Source organism: Chitinophaga parva, assembly GCF_003071345.1.
Classification (GTDB): Bacteria; Bacteroidota; Bacteroidia; order Chitinophagales; family Chitinophagaceae; genus Chitinophaga; species Chitinophaga parva.
In genome coordinates this window covers 1,156,565-1,170,836 of sequence record NZ_QCYK01000002.1, presented here as the reverse complement: position 1 = coordinate 1,170,836, position 14,272 = coordinate 1,156,565, and the positions used below count along the sequence as shown (strand labels likewise).

17 protein-coding genes and 1 riboswitch are annotated in these 14,272 nt (G+C 52.6%); of the genes, 1 reads left to right on the top strand and 16 read right to left on the bottom strand.

The genetic code is table 11. From position 1 onward, the window contains the following. The first annotated feature begins 11 nt into the window (after positions 1 to 11). Complete coding sequence (locus tag DCC81_RS15145) at positions 12 to 764, top strand: HAD-IIB family hydrolase (RefSeq protein ID WP_108687448.1); 753 nt, start codon at positions 12 to 14, stop codon at positions 762 to 764. Here the strand turns inward: DCC81_RS15145 and DCC81_RS15140 are convergent. The 16 genes from DCC81_RS15140 to DCC81_RS25735 form a co-directional block, all read right to left on the bottom strand. Continuing rightward, positions 761 to 1,471: a HesA/MoeB/ThiF family protein gene (locus DCC81_RS15140; protein ID WP_108687447.1), complete on the bottom strand. Its 711-nt coding sequence runs from the start codon at positions 1,469 to 1,471 to the stop codon at positions 761 to 763. The two genes, DCC81_RS15145 and DCC81_RS15140, sit on opposite strands and share 4 nt — an antisense overlap. After that, positions 1,471 to 2,586, bottom strand: a complete 1,116-nt coding sequence (gene thiH / locus DCC81_RS15135) for a 2-iminoacetate synthase ThiH (RefSeq protein WP_108687446.1) — start codon at positions 2,584 to 2,586, stop codon at positions 1,471 to 1,473. The genes DCC81_RS15140 and thiH overlap by 1 nt, the downstream gene beginning before the upstream one ends. A gap of 9 nt (positions 2,587 to 2,595) precedes the next feature. Further along, positions 2,596 to 3,363, bottom strand: coding sequence for a thiazole synthase (locus tag DCC81_RS15130; protein ID WP_108687445.1), 768 nt, complete (start codon positions 3,361 to 3,363; stop codon positions 2,596 to 2,598). After that, entirely contained in the window at positions 3,338 to 3,955 is a 618-nt protein-coding gene (gene thiE, locus DCC81_RS15125) for a thiamine phosphate synthase (protein ID WP_108687444.1), read from the bottom strand. Before thiE ends, DCC81_RS15130 begins: the two co-directional genes overlap by 26 nt. Further along, positions 3,948 to 4,658 (bottom strand): hydroxymethylpyrimidine/phosphomethylpyrimidine kinase, encoded by a 711-nt coding sequence (locus DCC81_RS15120; protein ID WP_108687443.1) that lies wholly within the window; start codon positions 4,656 to 4,658, stop codon positions 3,948 to 3,950. The genes thiE and DCC81_RS15120 overlap by 8 nt, the downstream gene beginning before the upstream one ends. Continuing rightward, positions 4,631 to 5,221 (bottom strand): thiamine phosphate synthase, encoded by a 591-nt coding sequence (locus DCC81_RS15115; RefSeq protein ID WP_108687442.1) that lies wholly within the window; start codon positions 5,219 to 5,221, stop codon positions 4,631 to 4,633. The genes DCC81_RS15120 and DCC81_RS15115 overlap by 28 nt, the downstream gene beginning before the upstream one ends. Beyond that, positions 5,221 to 7,044, bottom strand: coding sequence for a phosphomethylpyrimidine synthase ThiC (gene thiC / locus DCC81_RS15110; protein WP_108687441.1), 1,824 nt, complete (start codon positions 7,042 to 7,044; stop codon positions 5,221 to 5,223). The genes DCC81_RS15115 and thiC overlap by 1 nt, the downstream gene beginning before the upstream one ends. A gap of 3 nt (positions 7,045 to 7,047) precedes the next feature. Next, complete coding sequence (gene thiS / locus DCC81_RS15105) at positions 7,048 to 7,251, bottom strand: sulfur carrier protein ThiS (protein ID WP_108687440.1); 204 nt, start codon at positions 7,249 to 7,251, stop codon at positions 7,048 to 7,050. 60 nt (positions 7,252 to 7,311) lie between these two features. After that, a riboswitch (TPP riboswitch) is annotated at positions 7,312 to 7,401 on the bottom strand. 345 nt (positions 7,402 to 7,746) lie between these two features. Beyond that, positions 7,747 to 8,199, bottom strand: a complete 453-nt coding sequence (locus tag DCC81_RS15100; RefSeq protein ID WP_108687439.1) for a YhcH/YjgK/YiaL family protein — start codon at positions 8,197 to 8,199, stop codon at positions 7,747 to 7,749. A gap of 9 nt (positions 8,200 to 8,208) precedes the next feature. Next, positions 8,209 to 9,396, bottom strand: a complete 1,188-nt coding sequence (locus tag DCC81_RS15095; protein WP_108687438.1) for a DUF2252 domain-containing protein — start codon at positions 9,394 to 9,396, stop codon at positions 8,209 to 8,211. Between the two features lie 9 nt (positions 9,397 to 9,405). Next, a complete protein-coding gene (locus DCC81_RS15090; protein ID WP_108688260.1) occupies positions 9,406 to 10,041 on the bottom strand; it encodes an MgtC/SapB family protein in 636 nt (211 codons plus the stop codon). Between the two features lie 106 nt (positions 10,042 to 10,147). Beyond that, positions 10,148 to 11,329 carry a glycosyltransferase family 87 protein gene (locus DCC81_RS15085; RefSeq protein WP_108687437.1) on the bottom strand — a complete coding sequence of 394 codons (1,182 nt, stop codon included), beginning with the start codon at positions 11,327 to 11,329 and terminating at the stop codon, positions 10,148 to 10,150. 159 nt (positions 11,330 to 11,488) lie between these two features. Then, positions 11,489 to 12,325, bottom strand: a complete 837-nt coding sequence (locus tag DCC81_RS15080) for an SDR family oxidoreductase (RefSeq protein ID WP_108687436.1) — start codon at positions 12,323 to 12,325, stop codon at positions 11,489 to 11,491. 81 nt (positions 12,326 to 12,406) lie between these two features. Beyond that, positions 12,407 to 13,303 carry a helix-turn-helix domain-containing protein gene (locus DCC81_RS15075; RefSeq protein WP_108687435.1) on the bottom strand — a complete coding sequence of 299 codons (897 nt, stop codon included), beginning with the start codon at positions 13,301 to 13,303 and terminating at the stop codon, positions 12,407 to 12,409. Between the two features lie 159 nt (positions 13,304 to 13,462). Next, positions 13,463 to 13,906, bottom strand: a complete 444-nt coding sequence (locus DCC81_RS15070) for a VOC family protein (RefSeq protein ID WP_108687434.1) — start codon at positions 13,904 to 13,906, stop codon at positions 13,463 to 13,465. Positions 13,907 to 14,030: 124 nt separating this feature from the next. After that, entirely contained in the window at positions 14,031 to 14,192 is a 162-nt protein-coding gene (locus DCC81_RS25735) for a hypothetical protein (RefSeq protein ID WP_205686344.1), read from the bottom strand. Positions 14,193 to 14,272 lie beyond the last annotated feature (80 nt).

Below are 14,272 nucleotides of genomic sequence, written 5' to 3'. Positions count from 1 at the left end.
CCGTTTTTCACATGAAACAATTATTCGTATTTGATCTCGATGGTACTTTGGCTCCCAGCAAAGCCACCATTGACGAAGAAATGGCCGGGCTCCTGGCCCTGCTTCTGCAAAAAGGCCACGTGGCCATTATTTCCGGCGGCGCGTGGACGCAGTTTGAAAAACAAGTGCTCGCCCACCTACCCCCTACGGCTATACGCCAGCGGCTTTCCATCCTGCCCACAAACGGCACCCGCTTTTACGCGTATGATGGCGCATGGAAACAGTTGTATGCAGATGACTTTACGCCTGCGGAAAAACAGCAGATCACGGATGCATTGAACAAGGCAATTGACCAATTTGGCGTGCGCCCGGCCCAAAGCTGGGGCGAGCTGATAGAAGACCGGGGCAGCCAGATCACCTATTCCGGCCTGGGTCAGCAGGCGCCTTTGGAGGAAAAGGAAAAGTGGGACCCTGATTTTTCAAAACGCCAGCAGATGAAGGTGGTGCTGGACGCGGCATTGCCCGATTTTTCCGTACACCTGGGCGGCGCTACGTCCATTGACGTTACAAAACATGGCATTGATAAGGCCTATGGCATCCGCAAGCTGGAAGAGATCCTCCACATACCTATTACGGATATGCTTTTTATGGGCGATGCTATTTTCCCCGGCGGTAACGACTACCCGGCCAAGGAAGCCGGTGCGCAATCCATCCTGGTGCGCGATGTTACAGAAACCAAACGCGTATTGGACGGCATCACTGCCTGCCTGCCAGACCTGGGCTAAAACTGCAGCACCGTGCGTTCCATGGTGAGCGTATCGATGAGCAGGAACTGGTTTGTAAGCACAGGGCGACGCAGCAGTAGGTTGATGGCGGTATTGGCCAGGATAGTGCCAATGATGCCAGGCACCGGCCCCAGTACGCCGTTCTCACTGCAATCCGGTACATCGCCCGGCTGTGGCGGCTCCGGGAATATATGCCGCAGGTGCCGGCTCCCTTCCAGGTTGAATACCGCTACCTGGCCCTGGTCACCAAGGATGCTCCCGTACACCAGTGGTAGCCCAAACTGCACGCAGGCATCATTTACAACGTAGCGCGTGGTAAAGTTGTCACATCCATCTATCACCAGGTCGTATCCTTGCAGCAGGGCTACGTTATCTCCTGTTATCATTACGGCATGTGCAGTTATTTCACAATACGGGTTTTGTGCCTGCAAGATTGCCTGTGCCGCGGTTACTTTCTTCTTCTCAACATCAGCAGTCGTGTAAAGTATTTGCCGGTGCAGGTTAGATGCGTCTACCACATCGTGATCAAATACCGCGAGGTGCCCAATGCCTGCCGCGCATAAGTATTGCAGTACCGGGCAGCCCAATCCCCCTGCGCCAATCACAGCCACCCTGGCTGATTTCAGCCTTTGCTGCCCTTCGCTGCCTACAAAAGGCAGTTGCATTTGTTTAAGATAACGGAGTACTTCGTTTGTTGCCAGTTTCATCAACATAAAGTTTGATCCCAGTCTTTCCATACCGGTTCATAACCCTGGGCTTTGATCATCGCCGCAATGACGGCCGGGCTGCGCTCATCTGAAATTTCAAATTGCTCCAGCGATTGTGGCGCCACTGCATACCCACCGGGATTTGTTTTAGAACCGGCGCTCATGCTGGTAATGCCCAGTTGTACCGCGTGATCGCGGAAGCGCTCCTGCTCCCGGGTAGACATCGATATTTCCAGGTCATCACGCAGCAGGCGGTAGGCACAGATCAGTTGCACCAGCTCCGCGTCATTCATGTATTTGGAAAATGTCTTGTGGCCTTGTTCCTGTGCAATGGGGCGCAGGCGCGGAAAGGACACGGAGTATTTTGTTTGCCAATAGGTTTGCTCCAGGTACTGCAGGTGCAGGGCGGTGAAGAAAGCGTCTGTGCGCCAGTCTTCCAGGCCTATGAGCGTGCCCAGTCCTATTTTATGGATGCCGGCTTTACCCAGCCGGTCCGGCGTGGCAAGGCGGTATACGAAGTTGGACTTCCTTCCTTTTGGATGGTATTGTTTGTAGTTTGCTTCATGGTAGGTTTCCTGGTACATCAGCACCGTGTGCAGGCCTTCTGCTTTGAGCAGCGCATACTCATCTTCCTGCAAAGGCTGTACTTCCAGCGAAATGTGCGCAAAGAATGGCTTTATAAGACGGATGGCATTTTGCAAATAAGCAACCCCCACTTCATGACTGGCCTCGCCGGTAACCAGCAGCACATGCTCATAGCCCATGGCTTTGATGGCCTGTACTTCCTGCAGGATCTCTGCATCTGTAAGGGTTTTGCGGGGAATGTGGTTATCCATGCTGAATGCACAGTAGGTACAGATGTTCTGGCAAACGTTGCTCAGGTACAGGGGCACATACAACTGTATGGTTTTCCCAAAGCGCTGGCGGGTAAGGGCGCGGCTTTCCACGGCCATGCGCTCCAGGAAAGGCTTTGCTGCCGGCGATACTAACGCTTTAAAATCCTCCAGCGTGCGCCGGGGACGTTGCAATGCGCGGAGCACATCTTCACTGGTTTGGGCATAAATACTGTCTGCCACCTCCTGCCAGTTATATTGCTGAAATACGGGATAGAACATAACCAAACATTAAACATCCAGGAATGCAGTGAGCGGGCTGCTGGCCATGGCGTGATCCCTTACAGCCGGCAGCGTGGCTTCAAATGCGCTACGGCCGGCTTCTACCGCCAGTTTGAAAGCATGGGCCATCTTTGCAGGATCTTGTGCCGTGGCAATGGCTGTATTTACTAATACCGCATCAGCGCCCAGCTCCATGGCGTGTGCCGCGTGGGAAGGTGCGCCAATACCAGCATCCACGATCACAGGCACCTTGCTTTGTGCAATGATGATCTCCAGGAAATCCAGTGTGCGCAACCCTTTGTTAGTACCAATAGGAGCACCCAATGGCATCACCGCAGCGGTGCCGGCATCTTCCAGTTGCTTGCACAGCACGGGGTCCGCATGGATGTAAGGCAATACGATAAAGCCCATTTTGGCCAATGCTGCTGTAGCCTTCAGGGTTTCTACGGCATCGGGCAGCAGGTACTTCGGATCGGGATGTATTTCCAGTTTGAGCCAGTTGGTCTGCAATGCTTCCCGCGCCAGCTGGGCCGCCAGGATGGCTTCTTTGGCATGGCGGGCGCCGGATGTATTGGGCAGCAGTTGCAGGTGGGCATGCTGCAGGTATTGCAGCGTATCATCCTGTTGCTGCAGGTCCAGGCGTTTTAGTGCCACCGTAACCAGCTCTGTGCCGGAAGCCAGCACCGCAGCTTCCATTTCCATGGAGGAACCAAATTTCCCGGTACCCAGGAAAAGGCGGGAATTAAACGTATTACCGGCTATTTGCAAAGCGGCCATAAAGCATTTGATTAAATTGTGAAACGATGTGCTGCTTATCTTCCGCAGCAGTGATAACACCAGATACGGCCACACCATGTACACCAGCATCCAGCAACGCCGGTACATCCGCGGCTGTTATGCCACCAATAGCGTAAACCGGCAGCGGGCAATCTATGGCTGCCAGTAAGGACTGGTAGCCCTCCAAACCCAGGATGGGACTGAGCTTTTGCTTGGTGGTGGTAAAGCGGAAAGGCCCCAGCCCAATGTAATTACAGCCCTCCGCCACCCGCCGGTGCAGGTGTACCAGCGTATTGGCAGTACCGCCTATGATCTGCTGCGGCCCCAGGATATTGCGGGCTACACGGATGCTTCCGTCTTCAAGGCCCAGGTGTACGCCGTCTGCACCGGCATACTGTGCCACCGTTACGGAATCATTGACAATAAAGGTGGCCTTGTAGCGCTCACAAAGTAATTTGGAACGGATGGCCAGGGTGCAGTAATCCTTTTCCGGGATGTTCTTGCAACGCAGCTGTATCCAGGTGCAACCCGCATCCAGTGCGCCCTGTAGCTGCTCATAGCTGGCGGCAATGTATTGTAACCGGTTATACATAATGATAAGCTAAACGTTGGTTATTACTGGCTAATATCTTTTCCGTATATGCCTTAGCGTTAGTGCAGGCAGTAACAAGCCCCTCTCCTTTTGCCAGGCCGGCGGCAATGGCCGAGGAAAGCACGCAGCCGGAGCCATGCTTGGCAGGCAGCTCGCCGGAAGAGGGAAATTCATGCATAAGCGATATACCCCTGTACAAAACATCTCTTCCTTTATGCGTTCTATCATGGCCACCTTTCAGGTAGGTGGTGCAACCGGTACGTGGCAGTTGCAGGACATTGCTTTCCGGCACATTGGGCGTCACCAACATAACCCGGTGCAGCACTTCTTCCAGCAGGTGGTCCGTAATTTCCTGCAGGAAACTCCCTCCTGCACTAGCCACCAGCACGGGATCCCATACCACGGGCACATTGGGCAGCACCTGCAACAGTGTGCGTAATATTTCCAGGTTTGGAACGATGCCGATCTTCACGGCGCCGATCCTGTACTGCGATAATAATGGCTGCAACTGGGAAAGTATTTCCTGTAATGACAGCCAATGCACACTTTCAAACCGGCTTTCCGTTTGCACGGTCCATGCGGTGGCCACCCCCATTCCTATGCAGCGGTGTTGCTCCACCGTTTTCATATCTGCCAGCAAACCCGCCCCCCCACTGGGGTCCAGGCCTGCCATGCTTAGTACAATTGGTCTGCTGTATGCCATGCTGTATTTATTTTCTGAAAGGCAGTTACCGGGTCCGCAGCCTGCCATACCGCGCCACTTACGGCAATGCTCCGGATACCGAGCGAACGAAGCTGGCAGCAATTAGCGTCGGTAATACCGCCAAGGGCCACGTATGCATTGCCGGTGAATAACGTGTGGATAGCATTACCCGCCGTATATCCCTGTTTGGAAATGCTGTCGAACACCGGGCCGGCAAAAGCGTAACTGAAGCAATCCGGCAGCTGTACCGGTTTGTGGATGGAGGTGCTTAGCACACATTGCTCTACCTGTAGCAAGCGCCACACATCGGGTTGGTAGCGCAGGCGCATCCACTCCGGGAAATGCAGGCGCTTACTCCCATAGCGGATGGCCAGGTGATGGCTTTGGTGCCAGGCAATGCGGTGGTAGCACTGTTCATCCACAGCATCCATCAGCGCGCGCAATGCCGCTTCGGAAGCCCCTGGTTTGCGCAGGTGCAACCGTTGCAGGCCTGCGGCAAACATCGCATTGATGTGCAGGGCTTCATCCCGCAACATTTCCGGGAGGGTCACCACCATCACCATCAGGAATAGATTTCGTGGCCCTGTGCTTTAAATGCTTCCGCTTTTTCAAACATGCCTGCTGCGGCGGAGCTGCGTATTTCCTGGGTGATCTGCATAGAGCAGAACTTTGGCCCGCACATGGAGCAGAAATGGGCCACCTTGGCACCTTCCGCCGGCAGTGATTCATCGTGAAAAGCACGCGCGGTATCCGGGTCCAGGGACAGGTTGAACTGGTCTTCCCAGCGGAACTCAAAGCGGGCCTGGCTCAATGCGTTGTCGCGGTACTGCGCACCAGGATGGCCTTTGGCCAGGTCTGCTGCGTGCGCGGCCAGTTTATAGGCAATAACACCATCTTTCACATCCTGCTTATTGGGTAGCCCCAGGTGCTCTTTGGGCGTTACATAACACAACATCGCAGTACCAAACCAACCGATCATTGCGGCCCCGATAGCGGATGTGATGTGATCATAACCTGGTGCAATATCGGTCGTGAGCGGGCCAAGCGTGTAGAACGGTGCCTCCTGGCAGGTGGCCAGCTGCTTATCCATATTGGCTTTCACAAGATGCATGGGCACGTGGCCAGGGCCTTCGATCATTACCTGCACATCGTGGCGCCAGGCAATTTTAGTAAGCTCACCCAGTGTTTCCAGTTCTGCAAACTGCGCAGCGTCATTGGCATCTGCAATGCTGCCTGGACGAAGGCCATCTCCCAGGGAGAATGCCACATCGTAAGCTTTCATGATCTCACAGATCTCTTCAAAGTGGGTGTACAGGAAATTTTCCCGGTGGTGTGCCAGGCACCACTTGGCCATGATGCTGCCGCCCCGCGACACAATGCCGGTAAGGCGTTTGGCCGTGAGCGGTATATAACGCAGCAACACACCTGCATGGATGGTGAAATAAGAAACACCTTGCTCCGCCTGTTCTATCAACGTATCCCGAAAAAGCTCCCAGGTAAGGGCTTCCGCCCTGCCGTTCACCTTCTCCAACGCCTGGTAAATTGGTACAGTGCCAATGGGAACCGGTGAATTGCGGATGATCCATTCCCTTGTTTCGTGGATATGCTTGCCGGTGGAGAGATCCATGATAGTATCTGCACCCCAGCGGCAGGCCCACACAGCTTTTTCCACTTCTTCCTCGATGGAGGAGGTCACCGCGCTGTTACCAATATTCGCATTCACCTTCACCAGGAAATTACGGCCAATGATCATAGGCTCTAATTCCGGGTGATTAATGTTTGCGGGGATAATGGCCCTGCCGGCGGCAATTTCATCCCGCACAAACTCCGGCGTGATCCAGGAGGCTGGTGTATTGGCGCCAAAGCTATGTCCAGCGTGTTGGTGGGTAAGCGTGGCATCCCCGTTGCGGAAGGCTTCCTGCAGACGCTGGTTTTCACGGATGGCCACGTATTCCATTTCCGCGGTGATAATGCCTTTGCGGGCATAGTGCAGCTGGGATACATTAGCGCCGGCAATGGCTTTGTGTGGGCGGTGCTGGCTGTGAAAGCGCAGGTGATCGAGGCTCTCATTGGCCGCGCGCAACTGACCGTAGTGCGAGCTGGGGGCAGGCAATTCCACGGTGTCTGCACGGTCTGCTATCCAGCTTTCGCGTAAGCGGGACAGGCCCTTGCGCACATCTATCTCCGTAGCGGCGTCTGTGTAAGGACCACTGGTGTCATACACGGTAACGGGTGCATGCTGTACGGTGGTTCCGTCTTGCAAGCGTGTATCCGTAAGCGTTATCTCCCGCATAGGTACCTGCAGATGAAACAGAGTGCCGGGCACATAGATCTTCCGGGAGCCGGAAATGGGTGCGGTAGTGATGGTGGGCGATGTAACTTGCATACCTTAACCTCCTTGTGTGGCTTTGATGATGAGGATGTTGTCGTTAGCCTGCAGGGCATGCGTGGCATAGCGCTCCCGGGGGATGACCACGTGGTTTACCGCCACGGCGATGCCGTGCAGTTTTTCCCCGAGCCTTTCCTGTACAACGTCGTGCAGGCAGGCATTTTCGGCAACTTCTTCGATCTGGTGATTGATGGTGATATTCATTCCTGTTAAAGCTTGGGCACTTTAGGAATGACGGGTATGCGCATGAGGATATGCAGCAGCAATGTCATTGTAGCTTTTCCCTTCGGCAGTACTAGCTGCATCAGGTTCAAAGGGTATCATCTCAGCCTTCCGGCACCCCTAAAGTGTTGTGAAGGTAGAAAGAAAATTGGGATGCCAAAATATTTTTTGGCGGAACGGGAAGAGCGACGCCTATATATACGAATTTTTTTTGCGGGCAGGAAAACGCCTTTCCCCCCGGGGAGTGGAAACAGCAAAAATTACGATACCCGTCACCACAGAAGCACTATTTTAGTGTGCTTTTCTTCCAGCCTTCTTCCTGCAGCCAGCACCGCACACACACATAACCTGTCAGCCTGTTCAGCTTTTGAAGCATTATTAACCTATTTCATCATCCAAAATCCTTCAAAATTTTCAAGGCAAAAAAAGGCCCGGCACTTCACGCACCGGGCCTTCTACAGTAAAACAATATCATTTTTACACGCCCACTTTCACCACCACTTTCTTCACTTTCACTGCGTCATCTACGCTCAAATTTGGCATATGCAGATCCGTAGGAAAAAAGACCGCAAACTGCCCCGCTCCCAGCACTGTAAAGAAAGCCGGCGCCTCCGCAAACAGCATAAAATCCTTCTCCGCATCATATGCCTGGGAAGGTGTTTTATCCCCCATAAAATCATGCCCTACGCGCTCCACGCCGCTAGCCACGTATTGTACATCAATATACCTGCGGTGAGACTCCATCTGCTCTCCTGCTATATCAATGGTGTCATACTCATTAACGATGGCAAAAATATCATCTCCGTCAATCGTGTATCTTCCCTTCTCCACCTGGCTAAAATCCGTTTGTAGCAGGTATTCAAACGCCTTTACAAATTTAGGTCCCAGGCCGTAGTAGCGTTGCGCGTTGGCTAATGTATCCAGTATCATAGATCAGTATTATCCTTTATAGGCTTTACAATAAGCTTCGTAATCGGCGTGCACCTGTTGTGCATAACGGGCGGCATAGTCCAGCACCGCCGTTTTCCAGTTGTCTGCCTGTTGCGCAAAGTTAATCATGTCGTCGGCAATATCCGAGCCCTGCCTGCCGGTGCAGCGTAATTGCCCGGAAGCCGTGACGTGCGCCATGGTCTCCAGGATGCGGCTTAGTTTATTCAGCTTGCCTTTGCACAACAACAGGTCCATACGGTCCGCCGAGGGCTGTAACTCTTTCAGCACAAAATCCTTCTGCTCCATGTGCACAGCATGCAACATGGCAGGCGACACATGCTGCAGGCGTTTTTGCAGGTTAATCACGCGGGCGGCCTCGGATGGCCACGGAGGCTGCGCCAGTTTTACGTAAGGCAGCACGGATGAAGGCGTAGCTTCCTTCACATCCAGCAGGCGGTATTTGCCCGTGGCCGGCTCCTGCACCAGTAGTACATAGCGCTGCAGGCCCACGCTACCGGTACCGGCTATACGGTAAGCAACGTCTTCCACCTGGAACTTTTCCATGCCCGGAGCCTGAACAAACCAATTTTTGAAGAAAGAAAGCAGCTGTTGCCTCCGCTCGCCCGGTAATGCTTTTACTTTCTGGTCATCGATCAGCAGTTGCAGCCCGTCCCGCCTTTGCACGGTGCGGGACCGTACCAGGTCGCGGGTTTTGCGTTGCCGCACCTGGTCCAGGAAGAATGCCAGCAGGCCGTCTGCGGTTTCCTTTTCAATGACCAGGGGCTTCCCACTGTTCAGCACCTGCAGGTATGCATCCAGGTAGATCTTGCAAAGTGCACCGGCCGTTTGTACATCATAATTGACAGACTGGCCGCCCACGTAAATACTGGTGAGCAGGCGCACCACCTCCCAGGTGGGTGGCGCCATCAGGGCTTCATCAAAATCATTGATATCGAAATACACCACGCGGTTATCGCCCTTATAGCTGCCGAAATTTTCCAGGTGCAGGTCCCCGCTGATCCAGATGCGGGACTTGTCTTCCCAGTTTTGGCCAACGGCCAGGTCTTCATAAAACAAATGATCCGTACCCCGGAAAAAACGGAAAGGGTCCAGGCTGAGTAACTTATATTTCAGCGCTGCCAGTTGTGGCTCCCTGTTCTTATTAAAAGCCTGTATGCGTTCATAAACGTTGGGCATATACGAAGATTAAAAATCAAACTCCAGGATGTCTTTGTCCTGCAACAGGCGCTGCACCAGGCGCTCGTGGTTGATCTTGGCACCCTGCACGATCCAGTTGCCCGTGATCTGTCCTTCCTTCTTGCTTTGCCGGCCCCTCACCGCCCGCAGTTTGTATTCCCTGAACAATAACTCGTAGCGCTCCAGGGTTTCCTGCTGGTATTCTGTTACGATCTTATAGTTACGCAGCTGGTTAAACTGCTCAATAACGTTCTGCATATACACCAGTAGTACCAGCACAAACAGCACCACCAGTGTACCTACCAGCGCCGCGGTGAAATGCCCTGCCCCAATGGCCATACCCAGGGCTGCCACCATCCAGATAGTAGTAGCCGTGGTAATGCCCGTCACCTTGTTGTCATCTTTGAAAATGACGCCCGCACCCAGGAATCCAATGCCGGTCACGATATTGGAAGCAATACGATCCGGGCTTCCAGTGCCAATGCGGATAGAAAGCAGGGTAAACAAACAGGCACCCATACACACCAGGATAGTGGTACGCAAACCGGCGGATTTGCTGCGGTACTCCCGCTCCGTGCCGATCACTGCCCCAACGACCATGGCAATGAGCATGCGGGTCACGTCTTCTGAGAGCCATGTATTCATAACGTAATCATTTATATAAGCATCTAAAATAGCCATTACCCTGCAATTAAAAAAATAGCGCCCTCCCCTTCGGGCAAGGCGCTACAGCGATTTACGGTTGTATTATTCAGGCGGTAACGGGCGCTAGTTTCAGGAACTGGCGGGCATGTACCTGCCATACGATCACGCACCACATCACCAGGCTGGGTAACGCTTTGATGGCATAAGGCACGGCAATGTGGGTACGGAACCAGGGTGTAAACACATCGGATTGTGCAAACTGTGCCAGCAAAAAGGCAATGATAAAAAAGATGTTATTCACTTTGCCCGGGTATTGCAATACATACCAGATACACAACGCCGGGAATGCAATGATATAAGTAGGCGACTCCGAACTGCTGCTAAACAATACAGTGAACAACAGCACTGAGCACAGGATATAAAACTGGTAACGCCTGTCGTCTTTGTACTTCAGCCAGATGTATTGTGAGCAAAACAGGATAACACCCGGCATAAACACCAGCAGGTCATTAAACGCCTTCAGGTGAAACACGCGCCGGATAAGGCCCATGGCGGATATGTTCTGCAATACAATGCCCTGCTCAAATTGGTCATTCTGCGCCGTTTTTACACGCAGCGCGTTAAACCAGTCCTTATAACACTGTACAATGAAAGCCGGCGACGCAATGATCATGGGCAATACAAAAAACGTAACCGCCCAAAACAACAGCCCTGCGATGAACTTCAACCGGTGCCGGCTAAAAAAGAAAAATGCACAGCCCACAATACCGTAGATCTTCACAAATGCGCCGATCATAATAAAGAAGGCCGCCCAGAAATCCCTTCCTTTCAGGATGAGGGAAAAACTCAGGATAATGCAGGCCGCCACCGCCGTATTGAACTGCAGGTAGCTGCTGGCGCCCATGAGCTCATGACTGGACAATAACAGGATGATATTTTGCTGCAGGCGGGTCAGCGGCAATTGACGCACCGCGTACAGGAGAAATGCACAATTCAGCAGCACCCACACTACGCAGGCAATGTTATCCGGCAGGAAGGTAAAGGGCGCGATGATCAGGCTGAAGAAAGGCCCGTAGTTGTTTACATCGAAATACTCGGGATAGTGAAGGTAAAGGTTCTGGTGCTCACGCACGTGGATGAACACGTGCTTGTACACGAGGTAGTCATTAATGTTATGAATGGAGATCTCCTTGAGCACCACTATGAGACTCAGTCCGAACCAGAGCAAGAGCACCAGCCACTCCTGCGCGCCCAGCCAGGCGAGTGAAAATCGATTTTTCAACATCATGTTACAGCAGGTCCCCTTTTCCGGGAGCCGGGCCGAAAATATAACCTTCCCGGCAATTTTGCTTATTAAATTGACGCGGCGGCGGTCAACAAAAAAGAGAGGCGTCGCTGCCTCTCTCCTCTTCTTAGATGCTCCTGTTGTGCTATGAACAATCTTCCGTTAAAATGCCGTGGCGGTGGCCATTGTGGCTACTTCCGCCATATCTGTTGTTACCGTTTTCATTTGTGTTGCCGCACGCGCATAAGCATCCTCACCCAGGAAAAGGTGCACTACCTGTTTAGGTGCTTCTGCCTGCGCCATCAATACCGCGGCGGCTTTCACGGGATCTCCGGGCTGGTTGCCATTGATCTGTTCTGTGTGTGCTGCGGAACTTTCCCTCACATTTGCGTAAACATCCAGAGCATGGGCTGGTTGGGCCAGGGAACCGGACGCCAGAAAATTAGTGCGGAAATAACCCGGCATCACTACGCTCACCCGGATACCAAAAGGCGCCGCTTCTTCCGCCAGCGCTTCAGACAATCCTACCACTGCAAACTTGGTAGCGATGTAAGTGCTCCAACCCGGGAAGTTACCCGAGTATCCAGCCACGGATGCAATATTGAAGATGTGACCGGATTGCCGTGCACGCAGGTGAGGCATTGCATGGCGCAGCACATGCAGCAGCCCAAATACGTTCACATCAAAACTGCGGCGCACTTCTTCATCGGTAAGTTCCTCCACGGCGCCTAGCTGGCCATATCCTGCGTTATTCACCACCACGTCCATACTGCCAAAATGTGAAACTGTTTCCCTGATGGCCTGCTTCACGCTTTCTTCATTGGTAAGATCTACTTCCAGCGGAAGGAAATGCTCCGATGCCGGTACCGCTTCCCGCAATGCTGCTGCCTTGCGGGAGGTAGCAGCTACCCGGTAACCTGCTTTCAATAATTCCTGTACCAGCGTTAAACCTAAACCTTGCGATGCGCCGGTTACAAACCATACTTTCTTTGTGCTCATAATCTTTGCGTTTTTGTTAGCACAAAATTAGAACCGCATGCTACGCAACTTTTCCCTGATTCAAAGCAATCGTTGCTCAAATCAAACATGCCTGAAATAAGACGGCGCCTGGCTGGTTTGCTTTTTGAAGAAGTGGTTGAAGTGGGACGGCGCTTCAAAGCCCAGCGCATAGCCTATCTCCGCGATATTCCAGTCCGTGTGCTTCAGCAACGACCTGGCTTCGCAGACCAGCCGTTCCGCGATCATATCGGTAGTGGTTTTGCCGGTAGTTTCTTTCACGGCGCGGTTCAGGTGGTTCACATGCACAGATAATTGCGCCGCAAAATCGCGGGCGGAGCGCAGCTGGAAGCGCTGTGCAGGCGATTCGATCGGGAACTGCCTTTCCAGCAATTCCATAAATACCGTGGTAATGCGGGCTTTGGCATCCGGGTGCTGGTAAAACTGCTCCAGGGGCTGGGTCTTGAGGGCAAAGTGCGTCATCTCCGTAACATAGTTGCGGAGCAGGTCGTATTTAAACGCATAGTCACTTTCATTTTCTTCCAGCATTTTTTCAAAAATATCCACCACCCGCTGCTCCTGTTGTGCATTGAGCAGGTAAGCAGGCTGGCCGCCGGTGGCGAACATAGGCAAGGTACCCAGCCCGCCGCGGATCTTTTCCGAAAAGAACGACTGGCTGAAAATGGTGAAATACCCACTGTTCAATTCTTCCACAGCCTCCCAGGTGTAGGGCACATGAGGGTTGAAAAACAACAGGGCGGCGCCCTTTACCTCCAGGCTTTTATCCGCATAATGAAAAATATAGTGGCCGCGCAGAAGACTGATCTTATAAAAATCCCGCCGGGAATAATGCTTCCGCTCATGCAGGCAGGAATCATCTACCTTAAACACGTTGAAATGACCGATAGTAGCGGGCGTAAGCGGCGGCGCAGTGTTAAAGTTCCGGAAGTAGAACTGTTGCAGGGATTCTGCTTTATTCATAACATACCATTTGGATCAGGTACAAAATTACCGTCATCCGCCCGGCCGGCACTTACGTCAATCAAACCAAAAGTTGTCAAATTCAAATAATGAAAAATCAAAAGCGGCTACCCTTGCGCAGGGCAGCCGCTTTTAGCATGCAATTATCATCCAGCTAAACTAGTGTTGCACTTTAGCCGGATCGTCATAATTTACCATCCAGTTAATACCAAACTTGTCAGTAAACATCCCGAAATATGCGCCCCAGAAGGTATCTGCCATTGGCATGGTAACCTGTCCGCCGGCGGATAGCCCGTTAAAGAGCTGGTCCGCTTCCGCCTTGGTGGCAGCGCCAACGGAGATAGAAAAGTTATTGCCCGCTTTGTAGTGGGGCGCCCATTCACCGCCCGCATCACTGCCCATCAATACGGTTTCCTTGCTAATGGGTAAGCTGATGTGCATGATCTTGTTCTTGTCTGCTTCGGGCACCGGTTTGCCATCCTGAGTGGGCATTTCGCCAAAAGTACCGGCGTAGGGGAAGTCGCCGCCAAATACAGATTTATAGAATTCAAAAGCTTCCCGGCAATTGCCGTTGAAAGTCAGGTAAACATTTACGACTGCCATGGTTATTTATTTTTGAAGTGGAAAATGTAAAATATTTTATGCGCTCATCTTTTGCGACTCTTCGTAGTTGGGGCCATACAGGGAAGGCACCTTATTGCCGGTAGCCCGCAGGTGGAAGATCCGCTCACCACCGGGATGCTATAAGTGGTTGTACAAAGAGCCCCGCACCACCTGCAAGGTGTGGCCGGCGGCGATGGTCCAATGGGCTGTCCGGGATCATAGACAGCAGTTTCCGGGTGTTTTCCGCCTCATGGCGGAATTCGCCCGATAATGCTTGTTTCATCATGGTTTTCTATTTTAAGAAGTGAATAGGTGGGATTTACAGATAAAGGGGAATTGCTCCGGTGAGGGGAAAGCATGTCTTCC